Source organism: Alkalinema sp. FACHB-956 (assembly GCF_014697025.1).
In the GTDB taxonomy this organism is placed as follows: Bacteria; Cyanobacteriota; Cyanobacteriia; order Leptolyngbyales; family Leptolyngbyaceae; genus Alkalinema.
Window position 1 is genome coordinate 1 of sequence record NZ_JACJRC010000039.1, and the last position, 16576, is coordinate 16576.

Sequence of the window (16576 nt, forward strand, 5' to 3'; positions counted from 1 at the left end):
CGCGGATCACCAAAGACCGTATTGCGGTCTTTGGTTTGCTCAGCACGAATTAAAATCGGGTTATTCATAGAAAATAGCGCTTTCATAGCTTTTTCCTAGTTTATTCCGACTTGTGTGTACACGGTAGCCCAATTGGGAGAAGGACTGGGACTCATCGGTCAAATTGGATGGCTCTAGATAGATGCTGCATAGATAGCTGCGGTTAAAACCATTTAGCTAAAAATCTGCCCATCATCTACCTGAAGAACAATCTACATAGACTGTAATCTAATTGACTATTCGCAAGAAATATTAAGTTTTTTTTGGAGTATACCTCAGTAATATAGCGCTACTTTTTGAAGCAGGTTTCAAATCTCTCAAAAGTCTTCATGGAGTGCAATAAAATAATTCTTAATTCGTGATATTTCTTGACATTTAAACTAACAACTTCACAAATTCTTAAGGAGAGACTTGCAAATTAAGGAGAGACTTGCAAACGGCCTTGGAGATGAATGCGATCGTCCAGAATGGATAGTTGCTCGATGGTTGTTCCGTCACCTAGATCAAAGCAATAGCCCTCAAAATCCGATAGCGGCAGTCCCCGTTTTGCCGTGGGGTGGGGCAACCAGTGGGGTTGAGTTAACTGAAGTTGGTTGGGCGTAGACAAGGTCAGTCCCGTCCGCAACGCGATCGGGGTCACCTGGCTCGTTCCCAGCAGATCCGCTCTCACGGTTAGCCAGGATTCAGCCAACTTAGCTTGGAGATTATCAATTTTGATATCCGGACTCGCACTATCCACCTCAGCGATGCCAGAAGCAAAGAGGATTTTCAGAAAATCTTCGATCGCCGGAGCCAGTAGAGGTGCATTTAACGAAGCATTTAAATCGGCTTCCGTGAGACAGACGACGACATCGATCGGCACCGGGGCCAACAACTGCAAGGCTTTCCCCCGCATCACCTGGCCCACATTCACCTGAATCGCCTGGCCCACTAAATTGACCTGGCTGAGATGGATGCCTTGATAAACAGCAGATTGGGCCGAGAGCAGGACTTGGGGAATTTGGCCAGAGAGAATTTGGCGATCGCCCGCCAGGATCTGTAATTCTAGTTGCTCAATCTGCTCCATCTGAGAGCGTAACCAAAACCGAATCGCAGGCCCTAGCACCTTACTAATTAGCCCCGTAGCCTTCCCCTCTCCGTCCGTAGCCATATACCCGTCCTGAAGCACTGTTAAAGCAGTTTACCGGATGGTGGGTACGGAACAGCCTGTTAGCCATTAACCTATTGACAGGCTATTGACAGGCTTCGGCTATTTAGTCGGAGCAAGCCCCTTTGTGTAGCTGTAAATTTGCCCATTTTTGGCGAAGTATTCTATGGCAACTCCCCAGCAACTTCGATTCCACGATCGGCCCCTTCTTGCCTCCATCAATCATCGACTCCAACGTAGAAGAAATCAGGCCGTGATGGACTACGCCCGCGATGTTCCCGGCAGTATGCCCGGAACACTTCGGATCCTAGAAGATGCCCATCCGCCGGAAATTGTCTTAATTGACTACGGCAATCAACATTATGAGCAGTTACAGATTCAGCATCCGGAGGATCTACTGCCCCATTTAGATTCTGACTCAGTGTCCTGGGTAGACCTGAAGGGCTTGGGAGATGAAGCCATTATCCAAAGACTAGGACAAGTGTTTGACCTCCATCCCCTTGCCCTCGAAGATGTTGTCAATGTGCCTCAGCGCCCCAAGATTGAGGAATATGATGATCAGTTGATCATCATTGCGCGAATGGTGATTTTGCAGTCAACCCATACCAGTGGATTTTTTACAGAGCAGGTGAGTTTCATCCTGGGCCCCCACTACCTTCTGACCGTCCAAGAAGAGCCAGATTATGACTGTTTTGAACCAGTCCGCGATCGCATCCGTCTGGCCAAGGGATTAATCCGCAGACAAGGCGCAGATTACCTGACCTATGCTTTGCTAGACGCCATCATTGACGGGTTTTTCCCAGTCTTGGAAGTCTATGGCGAAAAGTTGGAACTCTTGGAAGATGAAGTGGTCGCTAACCCAACGCCCAAGACCCTAGAAAAAATCCATAAAATTAAACGCGACCTGATCACCCTGAGACGGGCAATTTGGCCGCAACGGGATGCCATTAGTGCGCTGATTCGGGACGGCAATGACTTAATCAGCGAAGATGTCCGCATCTATCTCCGGGACTGCTACGACCACGCCGTACAAGTGCTAGACATTGTAGAAACCTATCGAGAGGTCGCATCTAGCTTGATGGATGTGTATCTTTCCTCAGTGGGCAATCGCATGAACGAAATCATGAAGTTCCTCACGGTGATGTCCAGTATCTTCATCCCCCTAACATTTATTGCGGGGGTATACGGCATGAACTTTGAAAACATCCCAGAACTGAGAACCCGTTATGGCTACTTTGTTTGCTTATTCGCCATGCTGCTCATTGCAACTGTGCTCTTAGTTCTCTTCTGGCGACGGGGCTGGTTCCATCGCTATGCCACAACGCCTCCGCCCCCAGAAGATACTTGGGATCGCTAAGTTGGAATCCCTCGTTGGAATTGCGGCGCAGGGAATCGGCCTATCCATTCCGCTGGAGCCGTCGTAACTCTTCTTGGAGTTCCGACACTTGACGACGCATTTCTGCCACTTGATCGATCGGAGGCGGGGTGGTCGCCGCTGGGGTCGCACTCTCTGGACTAGACACCTCTTCTTCATCCAGAATTTCAATTTTGCGGGGTTCCGCCGTCGGGCTAGAAGCCGTTGATTCAGCCTGTGCTTGCGCTTTGTGAATCATGTCATCGACAAAGCGTTTGGCTTCTTCGGTGGTCATTTCTCCCCGTTCCACCATGTCATCCGCGAGCTTCTGGAACTGGCCCCGCAATTCTCCCAGTTTTTCTCCCGCTTTTTCCCCCGCATAGGACGCTACGCCGATGCCAAGATAGACTGCCTTTTGTACCAAGTCACCCAAACCCATGGTGTTTTCTCCTGTATTGCCTCTCAAGCATTCGTTAGGATGGCCGATCGCCTCCTTTTTGCATACTTCAAGCATAGGATTCACATTCCGAAGATGCCTAGGGCCGATGCAGAGCGGATTTCCTCACTTCTTGTCACCCTAATCCTCATGAAAGATTGACGAATCCCGGGCACAACGTGCTATTGTAGAAAATGACTCGGATCTATGCGGTTTCAACGCCCAAATCTTGTCAGGACCGGAAGGTAGCAGCAATACGGGATGCTTGGGACAGGCGTAGTCTCCGGGTCTCTTTTTTTAACCAAGTTCTAAATCCAAGTTCTAAATCGGTCTTCTAGTCACTCCACCACGACCTTCCATTCATAGAGCTTGTAGTTGACACAGCCATTCACAATTAGTGGATCCTGCTCCACAATTGCTTTCGCCTGTTCCATCGAGTCTGCTTCAAACAGCATCATGCCACCCCCTCGTTGGGCCCAGTACCCTGTACGTGCGTGGTGCCCTTGATCAATGAGATTCTGCACAAAGGCTTTGTGAGCGGCAACATATTGATCAAAGGTTTGCTTATCGACAATTCCTTCTTCAATTTTAACGAACCAGGCCATTCGCATCCTTCCTTCAACTTTGAACTATGAGCAACGCTAGGTGCAGAAAGATTGGGTGACAGAAAGATTGGGTGACAGAAAGATTGGGTGACAGAAAGATAACGCTAGAAGATTGATTCGGTGTTTTCCAGGAGTCCCTAACTTTAGCTTAGGATAGACCAGTCTCTGAATCCACCCTGAATTCCATCGTTTAAGTGAATTTTGGCTCTCCCCGACGACGGGGCAATTCCGTGGCTAGTTCCTGAATCTCCAATCTTGCTCCTCAAGATGTGGAGCAGTGCCCCTGCATCGCCGATCGCGGAGAATTGTTGCTACTGCATGAACCACGATCGGCAGTCCACCAAGAGTTCACTTTTTAAGGGCATAGTCAGGTTACAGTGTGCAGTCATTTTGAGAGTGCAGTTATTCGAGAGTGCAGTTATTTCGAGAGTGCATATTGCCACAGTCCACTCTTACAGCAGATTAGAGCTACTAGCTTGTACTGCTTTCCAGCCTAACCTTCGTCTGGGTCTTGCATCTGAATTGATACCAATCTGAATTGATACCAGACTGCACAAGCTAACACCCAATGGAGCACTGTGGCCAAACCCATGCAACAACTGTCAGGATTGCGATGCCGATGTGGCAAGCTACGATCGAGCACAGCCTAGGAACTTTTGCGATCATTCAACTCAAACATTTCCTATTTTCCAGGTGAGATTGCTGAAACTCTCCCCTAGATTTCCACATATTTACAGTACTCTCCCGCAAAAATGCCGAGCTATTCTTGAAATTTCTGGAAAAATAGCAGCAAATATACGGAGATCGATCGTTGTTTGCACAACTAAATCAGAAGTCTTCCCGACGCATTCATCCCAGGGCAACCATTAGCCTAAAACGAGGATAAGTCTGGTCACCTACCATGAGCCCACAGACTGTGCCCCCTTCAGGCCAAAGGATCAACGATGTCGTCTTTGTCTCCCCGGAAAATTCAAACTCGTTCTAGTGTGACTACTAATGCAGCAGCCATGGCTGAGAAAGCGATCGCACAGGTCTCAGAAGCCTCAAAACGGCCTAGATTTTGGCGACGGTTTTCGGCTTGTCTAGGATTTGCGGTGATTAGCTTCAGTTGCATGAGCGCATTGATTTACCGCGAGACGAGAGGCTCCATCGATCGTACCCAGACCTTAATTACACAGTACGCCATTTCCAACACCGTAGAATCAATCCTCGTGGATATTCAAAGGTTGGACATGGCACGCTATCGCTATGCCCTATCAGGAAATTCAATTGATCAAAAAGCCGTTGATCAAACAATTGATCAAATTATCAATTTACTATCTACCCTACGTCAAAGTTCTTTAGCTAGCCAGCATCCGATTTATCAACAAGAGCTTGAAGAGTTACAACATTTTTTTAGTCAAGAAATGATGGCGACCCAAACCATGGTAGCCATTCGGCAATTGCAGGGAGAAACCGCCGCAACTCGTTATCTTTCAGCAGGCCGCTTTCGTCGCCATTACGAAAGCTTTTTGGATTCCATCAAGACCATTCAGCAACGAGAAGCAAACGATCTTCAAACATGGATCACCCAAGAGCATCGTAAATCCCACGACACAATGATTGAAACATTGGTTAGCCTGGGTATCACATTTTCCCTGCTCCTATTAGGTTTTTATTGGGTTTATTGCGAAATTTTTAAGCGCCACACCACTGAAAATGCCCTAGAGCAAGAGCGAGATTTTATTAACGCGATCCTCAATACAGCAGGTGCGTTGGTGATGGTATTAGATCCCCAAGGACACATCATTAAATTCAATCGAGAATGTGAACGGGTAACGCACTATTCAGCAGAGGAAGTCTGTGGTCGAAACTTTGGAGATTTTTTTGTCGTCCCCGAAGAAGCTGAAATGATTGCTTCTGACTTTTATCAATTGATCAGTGGGCAACTGGATGCAACCTACGAGACCTATCAGGTCTTTACCAAAGAGAGAGAGCGACGGTGGATTTCTTGGTCCACTACAGTTTTAAAAAATACTAAGAATGAAATAGAGTACGTCATTGCAACAGGGATTGATATTACTCAGCAACAGCGAGCCGAGGAAAGAATTAAACACCAAGCCCAACGAGATAAGTTACTGGCAGATATTACACTCAATATCCGTCAGTCCCTGGATTTACCTGAAATTCTGAATACCACCGCTGCTGAGGTTCGGGAATTTTTAAAGGCCGATCGGGTGATTGTCTATCAGTTTCATCCGACATGGGATGGCAAGATTGTGGTTGAAGCCGTCAATCCTGAGTGGAAATCACTGTTAGGAATTTACATTCAAGACCTCTGGTTCCAAACTGGCAATTGGCAACTTTATCAAGATGGTCGGATTCAAGCCATTAATGATCTCGCAACCGCAGACGTTTCTGAGTGTCACCGGGATGTTTTGCGAGCCTTCCAGGTCAAAGCTTGCCTAGTGGTTCCTGTCTTGACCAATCAACGGCTCTGGGGTTTGCTAGTGGCCCATCAGTGTTCTGAAGCACGGTATTGGAAAACCGCAGAAATTGAATTTTTGCAGCAACTCTCCAATCAAGTGGGCGTCGCCATCTCGCAATCTGATTTACTCGATCAAGCGATCGAGCAACAGCAGGCCCTGAAAGAACAAAACCATGCCCTGGTACAAGCGCAACAAGCTGCGGAAGCCGCGCGCAAATTAGCGGAAGAAGCAACCCAAATCAAAAGCTCGTTCCTAGCCACCATGAGCCATGAAATCCGCACCCCCATGAATGCGGTCATTGGCATGACAGGCTTATTACTGGATACCGCACTTGATATTCAACAGCGCGATTTTGTGGAAACCATTCGCACCAGTGGCGAAAACCTCCTGGCCCTCCTGAATGACATTCTTGATTTTTCCAAATTGGAAGCCAATGAAATGCAACTGGAGGTCTTGGAGTTTGACCCGGTCACTTGTGTAGAGGAAGTCGCCGATCTGTTGGCCAATACGGCTGCCAAAAAAGGACTCAACCTAGCAACGTTAATTAGCCCCAACCTACCGCAACGGGTGCTGGGGGATGTGAGTCGGCTCCGACAGGTATTAACCAACTTAGTGGGCAATGCTATTAAATTTACAGCCGAGGGGGAAGTGGTTCTGCGAGCCACCCTGATTACCGACATCCCGGAATGCGCCACGATCGAATTTGCCGTGACCGATACGGGGATTGGCATTCCTTTGGAAGCTCAAAGTAAACTGTTTGAACCCTTTTCCCAGGTCGATGCTTCCATCACCCGCCGCTACGGAGGCACGGGCCTGGGGTTAGCCATTTGTAAGCAAATTGTCGAGCGCATGGGCGGCACCCTAAGCGTTAGTAGCGAAGTTGGGAAAGGCTCGCAGTTCTGGTTACAGCTGCCACTACAAGTGGCCCAAGAGGCTCCAGCAGCCTCGTCCCAACGCTTCCCTGGTTTAAACTCAGCGAAACTCCTAGTCATCGATAGCAATCCCACCAATCGTGCAGTGATTGCCCAGTACACTCGGCATTGGGGATTTATCGTTGAAGAAGTCGATAGTTGGAGCACCGGGGTACAGCAGTTACGTCAGCAGGCGAACCAGCAACAACCCTATGATGTCGCGATCGTCGATCTCCAGACGAACAATCTCACGCCCCACCACATCAGTCAGCAGTTAGCGATTTTCCCAGAGTTAGCCCAAACCGCGATCGTGCTCCAAACCAGCCTGACCCAACAACATGAAATCAAAACCCTCAAGCAGCTAGGACTCCCCTTCTATCTCGTCAAGCCCATTAAGCAATCCCGCCTATTCGATTGCTTGATGGCCGCTATTAATCCATCCTCGGAGCATCCCACTATGACCACTCCAGCACCCCTGACTGTCAGCCAACCGTCCCTGGATCTGGCACAACACAAACTCAAAGTTCTCTTAGTGGAAGACAGTACCATCAACCAAAAAGTCGCGTTGAACCAATTGAAGTCCTTTGGCCAAACCGCCGACGTAGCGGGTAATGGCCAAGAAGCGGTGGAGCTCTTCCAGAAGATTCACTACGACATTATTTTGATGGATTGTCAGATGCCGATCATGGATGGTTACACAGCAACCCGAACCATTCGCCAAATGGGAGAGTCTGGTAAAGCAGTGACCATTATTGCCCTGACCGCCAATGCGATGCCCGAAGATCGGGCCAAGGTCATGGAAGTGGGCATGAATGACTATCTCAGTAAGCCCGTGCGCAAAGAAGAACTGGCGCGCAAAATCCATGAATGGAGTGAGGTGATTGCCCAGCGAGCGGCCCAACCAACTGATGCGATCGCCGGGGAAGCTACCCCCAGTTCCGATGTGCCAGCCTCTTCGCTGCCCCCCACGGTTCCCAAACTTGAAGAACTGGTCGATTTGGTTTACTTGGAAGATGTGACCCAGGGCAATGACGCCATGATTGCTGAGTTTCTCCAAGAAGTCCTCTCCCTGTTGCCTGCCAAACTGGAGGAACTCAAAGAAGCGATTCAAACCCAGCAACCGATCGCGATCGTCCAGCATGCGCATTACATCAAGAGCAGCTGTGCCTGCACAGGGGTGACGGCCCTAGCCGTCATTGCCACGGAAATTGAAATGCAAGCGAAGGAAAATCCGTCGGCCCCCTTTGGCCACCTCATCCAAGCCTTGGAAACTCGCCTTATCCAGTTCCAACAGAGTATGAAGCAATGGCAGCAGGACAATCTCTATACCGTGGCATAACTTGAGCAGCCCATTCTGCCTATTTTTCAACAAACACCAAGTTTTCTGGTTGCACCGTTAACCGTACCCAGTCATGTTTGACTTCCAGGAGGCGATCGAGACTGGTTCGTTCCCCCGTGGAGTGAACTATGGCTCGATCGTCAATGGCTTTCAGGGAATTCTGAATACCCGCCGTCCCTCGGTCAGCAGCTTCCGTCAGCCAGTAACTGACCAATCGTCGAAATAACTTCGGTAAAATCACCACGTCCTGGGTCAGGGTAGATAAACTCTCTAGCTGAAAGCCTTTGCAGCTCACATCCTCTGGCCACAAGCCCAGGGCTTGCAGGCGCGCGCGGTGCGCGGTTAGGATCAGCGCCTCCCGTAGGTCTGGATAGAGCTTGGAATAGAGGGTGGGATAGACCAGTCCAGCCGCTAGGAGATGGTGGTTGACACTGAGGGGAAGCCAATCCGCCTGCACCTTGACCCAGTCACCACTGGGCTGGGGCGATCGTCCAGCAAAGGCAAAGGCGATCGCGCGACCATTGCGATCGGCAAATCGCGTCAAAATGTAGCCGGGGACGGTGGCCGGCTGTGCTGCTGTAATGATTTGCTCCCTGCCACGTTGGATGGTTTGGAGATCAAATCCCAGGAATTCCAACAGGCGATCGGCGGCGGCATTGCCCCATTGCTCCGGTTGATGGAGCCGTCGCCGCACCCCCGGTACCGAAAAATGGGTTTCCAAGCTATCGATCGCATCCAGCCGGAGTTGCGCGCTCCCACTACGATTCGGGCGAACATGGCCCCGCACCTGTTGCCAGAGGCTGGGGTCGTCGGGGATAAAACGAATGGAATCACCATCAGGAGCCGCATTGAGGATGGAGAACGCACCTTCCATTAAAAGCATCGGCATGATTTCCTATCCTGTGGTGAGCCATGGGTCAAAGTTCGGGGAACGCCGGGAAGCAACTGGTCAAGCCCCAATCAACTAGGGTAAGCTAAACTCAAGCCCCATCCGGCGAATCCCCCCTTTTTCATTCAATTTTTCAAGTCGATTTTTCAAGTCAGTTTTTCAAGTCAGTTTTCTCAAGCCTTCCTGAGCCCATTGCCTAAGACCCCATTCATTTGTGATTGCCACCCATAACGATTCTCCCTAGTCCCATTGCTCAACTTGATTGCTCAACTTTGCCATTGTCCTTTTCTACCAGTCCTTCCTTACCCTCGTCTCCCCACAAGCGTTCTGTGATTTCTAATGCTCGTCAGTTGGCGCTATTGGCGCTAAAACAAGTTCATCAACAAAGTGCCTATGCCGATTTTGCGATCGATCGTTGTCTCAGCCGCAATCCGTTGGATGACCGCGATCGCCGCCTCTTTACAGAACTGGTCTATGGCATTGTGCGGCGGCAACGCACCCTGGATGCCATCATCGATCGGCTGGCCAAAAAATCCGCGACCCAGCAACCTTTAGACCTCCGGCTGATCCTTCAGTTGGGCCTGTATCAATTATTGTTCCTCCAACAGATCCCCGTTTCTGCCACCATTCACAGCACCGTTGAACTGGCCAAAGCCAATCGTTTTTCGGGGCTGGCGGGATTTGTGAATGCGCTCCTGCGAGAAAGTCATCGCATCATCCAAGCCCATGACAGCGATCCGATCGCTGGGCTATTGCCGGAACTGAAGCAGGACCCCACCAGTTTAGGGATTCGCCATAGCTATCCTGACTGGATCATTCAAATTTATCTGGATCAATTTGGCTGGGACGCTACCCAAGCCCTCTGCGAATGGATGAATCGGCCTCCTCACCTAGACCTGCGGGTGAATACCCTGTCCACTTCCCTCAACACGCTGGCAACGGCCATGGCCACGGTGGGCATTCACACCAGCCGAGTTCCCCCCCTCCCCCAATGTTTGCGCTTGTCCCAGCGCTCCGGTGCCATCCAAGACCTGCCCGGATTTGCAGAAGGGGGCTGGATTGTCCAGGATGCCAGTGCGCAGTTGGTCAGTTATCTCGTTGACCCACAGCCCGACGAGGTGATTGTGGATGCCTGTGCGGCTCCCGGTGGCAAAACGTTACACTTGGCGGAACTGATGCACGATCGCGGTGTTGTGTATGCCTGCGATCGCACCGCTTCCCGCCTGAAAAAACTACAACAAAACCTCGATCGCCTGAATCTGCACAACGTCAAGATTGTCGAAGGGGATGCACGATCGTTCACTCAATTTGCCCACCAATGCGATCGTGTCCTCGTGGATGCGCCCTGCTCTGGACTGGGCACGCTGCACCGCCACGCTGATGCCCGTTGGCGACAAACTCCGGAATCTGTGCAACAACTGGCCCAACTGCAACAGGAAATCCTGACCCAAGCCGCTACCTGGGTCAAGCCGGGGGGCGTTTTGGTCTATTCCACCTGTACCTTGCATCCCCAGGAAAATGAGCAAGTGGTGGAAACCTTCTTAGCCAACCATCGATCGTGGGCAATTGCCCCACCTTCCCCCGAAAATCCCGCCTTTGCCTTTGCGGATGCCGCTGGCTGGGTGAAAGTTTTGCCCCATGAGCAGGATATGGATGGCTTTTTTATGGTGCGGTTACAGCAACAGCCACAATGAATGGAGGGGCGTCGGTTAATTAAAGTTGGTTAACCAGAGTCGGTTAATCAGAGTCGGTTAATCAGAGTCGGTTAATCAGAGCTGAACAATCGGATGGATTGAATCCCACAAATCCCAGGATTAAGGCAGATGCAACAGTGATGAGACTTAAGAAAGGTTAAAAGATCGTAGAAACCGCCAGGAACAGCGTTAGAAAGAAAAGGTGAATTAGGGCGTCGCCTATGATGACCAAAACCGATACGAAAACGCTGATGAAAATCCTCATCGGAGCAGCGTGGCTGGATGGCGTCATTCAGATCGAAGAACGGGAATACCTGATGCGAGTCGCCCGCGAGCAGGGGCTAGAACAGGATAAAGAAATTTATCCCCTCCTGCACGAGTTGCGATCGGTGTCTGCCCAGGAATGTTATGACTGGATTTGGCAATATCTTGGCAAAGATCCCACTGCTGAAGATTGTCATCGTTTGATTGAAGCGATTAGTGCTTTGATTTACAGCGATGGAACTGTTGCGAACGAAGAAGCAAAATTGTTAACACAGTTACAATCGATCGAACTCCACTGTGGGGAGGGTGCTTGTTCTCGCAACCTTGTGTTGGATACGGTTCGTAAGGTCTACGCGCGATGGGTTGCAGTGTTAGATAGCCATTAGACTTTCCGGGAAATTCATTCTTTCCACGCCCCTCAAAACAAACACCCCTCAAAACAAAAAGGCGCAGGAATGTCCTACGCCTTTTTTGTTTTAGTTACAACGAACTAACTTATGATTCTTTTGCAGCCGACACATCGGATGTAGCGGAGTTCAGCTTGACTTCCGGAATGAAACTGGGCCGATCGCGATCTTCCCAACCTACGGGCCGCTTGGAGTTATACCAAGCAATCACGCCCAGCACCCCAGCCGCCAAAGCACCGATCGCATAAACCCCATTGAACAACCAGAGATACAATTCGCCACCACGTACCGCAGGGTTGGTTAAGAGATAGGTCATCATGGATCTGTCCTCAAGAGAAAGTGCTTTGCTTAACGTACTCAAATCTTAACATGTTGTTACATTGCGGCTAGGTGGGAAGACCTGCCCAACGGGAGGCGAGATGACCGATCCAATGATTCCCCTTCAGTGGAGTCCCCTTCAGGTTCCACTAGCTCAAATATCAATCGATCGCATCGCTTAAAATTTTGCCCAGTCCACTGTCTTCAAGTTCCAACGTCTCAAAGTTCCAACGTCTCAAAGTTCCAAAATCTCAAAGTTCTATGGATCCTGTTAGTTCTGCTGCCCAATTCAGTTCTGCTGAGCCATTCAGTTCTGCTGAGCCATTCAGTTCTGCACCGTGGCAAACCATTCCGGTTGTCGATTTGCAGGATTTTCTTGCAGAAGGCTCAGCCCAACAGCACCGGTTTGTGAAAACCGTGGGTCAAGCGCTGGAGGAGATTGGCTTTTTTGCGATAGTCAACCACGGGATCGATCGCGAGTTGATTCAATCCGCCTATCAAGCCGCTCAGGAATTTTTTGCCCTCCCCCCAGAGATTAAGTTGACCTATGAGGATCGATCGCTCAAAGGTCAGCGAGGCTTTACCCGGTTTGGGCAGGAACATGCCAAAGATCATGCGGCTCCCGATTTGAAGGAGTTTTGGCATGTGGGCCGCGAGATCCATTTACCCAACCTTCACCCCACAGAAGTTCCCGCTTTTCAATCGACCATGCAGCAGTTGTACGACCAGTTAGACCACTGTGCAGCACAGTTGTTGGAAGCCTGTGCCCTGTACCTGGGTGAACCGCGCCCTTTACTGCGGGACATGATTGGGGATGGGGACACCATTTTGCGGGTTATTCACTATCCACCGATCCCAGCAGAGGCTGATCCCGCCAGTGTTCGATCGGCTCCCCATGAGGATATCAATTTAATTACGTTGCTTTGTGAGGCGACGGCAGACGGTTTGGAGATTCAGCGTCGGGACGGATCTTGGCTAGCGATCGCGGCTTGTCCGGGGCAAATCATTGTGGACAGTGGTGATATGTTGCAATGGTTGACCAATGGGCGGCTTCGCAGTACCACCCACCGCGTCAGCAATCCTGCCAATACCCAAACGGCACGATTTTCCATGCCCTTTTTCGTCCATCCCCGACCTGAAGTCGATCTGACGCCATTGCCCAATTGTGTTGCTGCGACAGGCGGAATTGCCAAATTCCCACCCATTACGGCAAAAGCCTATCTACAGCAACGTCTTCAGGAAATTGGCTTGGCTGGCTGAGCCAATTGACTAGCAGCTCAATTAGTAATTTCAATTGTTTTGGATTCTAATCCCAACATGAATTCAATTTGTTTCGGTTGAACTGTTTCTGGAAGGTCAAAGACAGCTTTTACCAATCTACCTTCCCCTGGATTAAATGGTTTTTCATCAAAAGTTTTGGGTCTTAGGTAAGAGAGATCGCTATCGTAGTCATGTTCTTGGCCAGATGAATCAACTAGTTTTGTAGACATTCCCTCTAAGAAATAGATATCTTTAGCAGACTGTCTTTCGTTAGATTGATTTTTAACTTCTACGTGAATGACGACCCACTTTCCCGCAGCTTCTTTCTTGTTGCCGTAGGGATCTTTAAGAATCTGGCCTTCTCGTTTAACTGATTTGACTGCAAAAGCCCAGGGTTCATTTTCTTCAATAGACTGTGAAACCCCTGCAATTAAGCCTGTCATGACTAAAATAGTGCATCCACCACCAATCAAGAGTGGGATGAGAATGACTGCCAGAAGAACCCATTTCAAGATTTTTTTCATAGCCAACACAAACTTGAGGTAACTAGAAAATTTCCCTACACCAGGTTACCTAAGAGATTCTCAAAGAGCAATATTATTCTTCTATGAGAGTCATTCGTGTTGTCACTAGCAAAATAGGCAGAAATGCCATCGTGAGCCTGCTCGCAGTGAGAAGCTCACAATATATTATCAAAATGGATCCAAAAAAACTCAGCCTCCTGCGGCAAACGCAGCCATAATTGCGGCAGAGAGAAATAACCCCGGCATGAGCATGAGAATCAGCATGAACAGATCATGGGTTGTCATGGCAGTTTACCAACTGAAAATGTACTGGAAATGTCAGGAAATACAGCCCGATCGCGATGTTTCGATCGCTTCCTCCATGGTAGATAAACTAGAATGACTCCGCATCGGGCAAGTCTTGAAAAAATTTGAAGATTTGAGAACTATGAATCGTTTTAGCTTTGACAATGTCCAGCGCCGAGATTTGATCACAGCCCTTTCCCTCTGGGTCATTGCAGAAATTGTCGGCTTATTACTGTTTCCTGCTCTGGGTGTGATTAATCCAGGCCCCAAGCTCAAAACCTGGTTTACCCTCAGTATTCCCCTAGGACTAGCAGGCTCCCTGATTATTGCCATGAGTTCGCGTTGGATGGCTATCAGCAGTGAGCAAGCCCCCGGTAGCGCAAAAACCTTGATGTCATGGCTAGGACAATCCAGCGGCTGGCTTGGGTTGATGGGAGTGCTGTATCCCATGATTATGGCTTGTATCGAATTCTTTTCTAATCTGTAATTTGGCCAATGCTAGGAGATCCCATGGGAAATCGGCTATGCACAGCCCTTAAAGAGTGGTCAGCGGCAATCTCAGCGCTCGAAGCGGGGGAAACGATCGTGCTCCTGCGCAAGGGCGGCATTCGAGAAGTGGGCGGCCAGTTTCAAGTCAGTTGCGATCGGGTTCTCCTGTATCCCACCTACGAGCATCAACGGACAGAATTACTCAAGCCTGCCTACCGTTGCAACGTGGAAATGACCGCCCCAGGGTGGCACCCAGACACGATCCCCATTGGGGCTTGGGCTCACATTACAAACGTGCTGGAGGTCACCGAACAAGCCGCCTTGGATGCATTGTTACCGTTACATATTTGGAATGATTTATTTGCCGCAGAACGATTTCGCTGGAAACCACGATCGCCGCTCTACGTGCTGCTGTTGCGGGTGTTTCGACTGGCCAAACCTGTGGCGATTCCCTACCGGGAAACCTATGGCGGCTGTCGATCGTGGATCGAGTTGGAGCAGACGATCGATCTCACTGGGTCGGAGGCCGTTATGACCGATAGGAACTATGCCGCCCAAGTCCAAGAAGTCTATCGTCGTGTGGGCCAAGAAATCCAGCCCAATGCTTCCCAAGCAACCATGGACTAGCCGTGTGCGAGCTACTCCACCGGGGAACTTCCAAAATTGCGCTTGACGAATCCGGAATTTGTTTGTTAAGGTCTGAAGTAATCAACACACTGAAGACATCCATCAGTGGTTACAGCAATTAACACAGCCAACAGCACGGTTATGTTTACTCAAAGTTTTTACTTTTATTTTTGGTATAGCCCGGTTCGCCAGTCTTAGCAATTTTGCATCCAGAGACTGAGTGAACCGTAGGTGCTGTCATCTACGGTTTTTTAATTCCTGAAATTGTTTGCTCTGTCTGTTCTAGAAGTTCTCCCCTTAGTTTTTTTACTTAGGTTTTCTACAATGCTAGCTCTGCAATCTTGGTTTTATGGCTTTTACTTTTTCTGGTACGCGAGGCGTTCCGGTTAAGCCATCTTGCTAAGATGAGACTTCTAACCAACCCCGGAACGCCCACTGACAAGGCTTCCGGGGTTTTTAAATTTCTGGTTTTCTCGATTTCTCATTCTGCTTTCTGCTTCTACTCAACCCACTACCAATCGATTCAAGGAGTCATCCCGTGAAAGACGCAAAACTAGTTTCTAAACAGAGTGCTGGCCATAAATCTACCGTGCGCCTCAACGATCGCGTAACCATTGGCGATCGTGAGATCATCATTGTTGGCGGCCCGTGCACCGTGGAAAGCCATGAACAAATGGACGCCGTTGCCACCCAGTTACAATCATCCATTCAAGCCTTACGAGGGGGAGTCTACAAGCCACGGACTTCCCCTTACGCATTTCAGGGCATGGGCGTGAATGGGTTAGATATTTTATCCACAGTCAGTCAACGGCATGATTTGCCGATCGTGACTGAAGTGATGGCCATTCATCAAATTGAAGAAATTGCTGCCCAAGCCCACATGTTGCAAGTCGGGAGCCGCAATATGCAAAACTTCGATTTGTTAAAAGCATTAGGGGAAGTGGATAAACCGGTGTTGCTGAAACGGGGCTTGGCAGCAACGATCGAAGAATTCGTGATGGCTGCGGAATACATTGTCAGTCATGGTAATCCCAACGTGGTGTTATGCGAACGGGGTATCCGTAGTTTCGATAATTACACACGGAATGTTTTGGACTTAGGGGCAGTGGCCGCCCTACGCCAAATTACCCATCTCCCGATTATGGTTGATCCGAGTCATGCTGCTGGCAAGTCGGAACTGATTGCCGATCTATCCCGAGCCGCGATCGCCTGTGGAGCCGACGGGTTGATTATTGAATGCCATCCTGAGCCTGAGAAATCGGTTTCGGACGCACGACAAGCCCTGTCGCTGGCTGAAATGGCTGCATTAGTCACAAGCTTGAAGCCGATCGCCCAGGCCGTGGGTCGGGACTTGTGTCCTCCGATGGCCCCTGCACAGCCCTCCTCCTCCCCCCGCCATCCAGCTGCGGAGAAGCCATCGGAGAAACAATTGGTTGCTGCTTAGCCTTCCAAAAATTCGAAAATATCCCTCAATAATCAAGAAATTAAGAGAATCAGGAGGATTATGTTTCTCCTGATTC

The 16576-nt window shown here is 49.6% G+C and carries 14 protein-coding genes and 1 other RNA gene; 9 read left to right on the forward strand and 6 right to left on the reverse strand.

Annotated features, from left to right (window positions below; genetic code table 11):
• Positions 1 to 457: 457 nt before the first annotated feature.
• Positions 458 to 1189, reverse strand: a complete 732-nt coding sequence (locus H6G21_RS23270; protein ID WP_190576581.1) for a DUF2993 domain-containing protein — start codon at positions 1187 to 1189, stop codon at positions 458 to 460.
• A gap of 253 nt (positions 1190 to 1442) precedes the next feature.
• Between H6G21_RS23270 and corA the strand changes: the two genes are divergently transcribed.
• The gene (gene corA / locus H6G21_RS23275; protein WP_347278063.1) at positions 1443 to 2543 is read left to right on the forward strand and encodes a magnesium/cobalt transporter CorA; all 1101 of its coding nucleotides are present in this window, start codon (positions 1443 to 1445) and stop codon (positions 2541 to 2543) included.
• 40 nt (positions 2544 to 2583) lie between these two features.
• Here the strand turns inward: corA and H6G21_RS23280 are convergent, their stop codons facing one another.
• Positions 2584 to 2979 carry a hypothetical protein gene (locus H6G21_RS23280; RefSeq protein WP_190576646.1) on the reverse strand — a complete coding sequence of 132 codons (396 nt, stop codon included), beginning with the start codon at positions 2977 to 2979 and terminating at the stop codon, positions 2584 to 2586.
• A 193-nt stretch (positions 2980 to 3172) separates the two neighbouring features.
• Here H6G21_RS23280 and ffs point away from each other — a divergent pair.
• Positions 3173 to 3269: signal recognition particle sRNA small type (ffs, locus tag H6G21_RS23285), an RNA gene on the forward strand.
• A 45-nt stretch (positions 3270 to 3314) separates the two neighbouring features.
• On the opposite strand, the gene H6G21_RS23290 is transcribed toward ffs, so the two are convergent.
• Positions 3315 to 3581, reverse strand: a complete 267-nt coding sequence (locus tag H6G21_RS23290; RefSeq protein WP_190576586.1) for a YciI family protein — start codon at positions 3579 to 3581, stop codon at positions 3315 to 3317.
• A 944-nt stretch (positions 3582 to 4525) separates the two neighbouring features.
• Between H6G21_RS23290 and H6G21_RS23295 the strand changes: the two genes are divergently transcribed.
• Complete coding sequence (locus tag H6G21_RS23295) at positions 4526 to 8299, forward strand: response regulator (RefSeq protein ID WP_190576588.1); 3774 nt, start codon at positions 4526 to 4528, stop codon at positions 8297 to 8299.
• A 19-nt stretch (positions 8300 to 8318) separates the two neighbouring features.
• Here the strand turns inward: H6G21_RS23295 and H6G21_RS23300 are convergent, their stop codons facing one another.
• The gene (locus H6G21_RS23300; protein ID WP_190576590.1) at positions 8319 to 9188 is read right to left on the reverse strand and encodes a nuclease; all 870 of its coding nucleotides are present in this window, start codon (positions 9186 to 9188) and stop codon (positions 8319 to 8321) included.
• Positions 9189 to 9520: 332 nt separating this feature from the next.
• Between H6G21_RS23300 and H6G21_RS23305 the strand changes: the two genes are divergently transcribed.
• On the forward strand, positions 9521 to 10882 hold the full coding sequence (locus H6G21_RS23305) for a 16S rRNA (cytosine(967)-C(5))-methyltransferase (RefSeq protein ID WP_190576648.1): 1362 nt from the start codon (positions 9521 to 9523) through the stop codon (positions 10880 to 10882).
• Between the two features lie 221 nt (positions 10883 to 11103).
• On the forward strand, positions 11104 to 11532 hold the full coding sequence (locus H6G21_RS23310; RefSeq protein WP_190576591.1) for a TerB family tellurite resistance protein: 429 nt from the start codon (positions 11104 to 11106) through the stop codon (positions 11530 to 11532).
• 109 nt (positions 11533 to 11641) lie between these two features.
• Here H6G21_RS23310 and H6G21_RS23315 read toward each other — a convergent pair whose 3' ends face one another.
• Positions 11642 to 11872 (reverse strand): hypothetical protein, encoded by a 231-nt coding sequence (locus H6G21_RS23315; RefSeq protein WP_242042025.1) that lies wholly within the window; start codon positions 11870 to 11872, stop codon positions 11642 to 11644.
• Between the two features lie 260 nt (positions 11873 to 12132).
• On the opposite strand from H6G21_RS23315, the gene H6G21_RS23320 reads away from it, so the two are divergent.
• Positions 12133 to 13131, forward strand: a complete 999-nt coding sequence (locus tag H6G21_RS23320; protein WP_190576593.1) for an isopenicillin N synthase family oxygenase — start codon at positions 12133 to 12135, stop codon at positions 13129 to 13131.
• Positions 13132 to 13148: 17 nt separating this feature from the next.
• On the opposite strand, the gene H6G21_RS23325 is transcribed toward H6G21_RS23320, so the two are convergent.
• Positions 13149 to 13655, reverse strand: a complete 507-nt coding sequence (locus H6G21_RS23325; RefSeq protein ID WP_190576595.1) for a DUF4352 domain-containing protein — start codon at positions 13653 to 13655, stop codon at positions 13149 to 13151.
• 427 nt (positions 13656 to 14082) lie between these two features.
• Between H6G21_RS23325 and H6G21_RS23330 the strand changes: the two genes are divergently transcribed.
• From H6G21_RS23330 to aroF, 3 genes are all read left to right on the forward strand, one after another.
• Positions 14083 to 14427, forward strand: coding sequence for a hypothetical protein (locus H6G21_RS23330; protein WP_190576597.1), 345 nt, complete (start codon positions 14083 to 14085; stop codon positions 14425 to 14427).
• 23 nt (positions 14428 to 14450) lie between these two features.
• Positions 14451 to 15056: a DUF1802 family protein gene (locus H6G21_RS23335; RefSeq protein WP_190576599.1), complete on the forward strand. Its 606-nt coding sequence runs from the start codon at positions 14451 to 14453 to the stop codon at positions 15054 to 15056.
• A 538-nt stretch (positions 15057 to 15594) separates the two neighbouring features.
• Positions 15595 to 16500, forward strand: a complete 906-nt coding sequence (aroF, locus tag H6G21_RS23340; protein ID WP_190576602.1) for a 3-deoxy-7-phosphoheptulonate synthase — start codon at positions 15595 to 15597, stop codon at positions 16498 to 16500.
• Positions 16501 to 16576 lie beyond the last annotated feature (76 nt).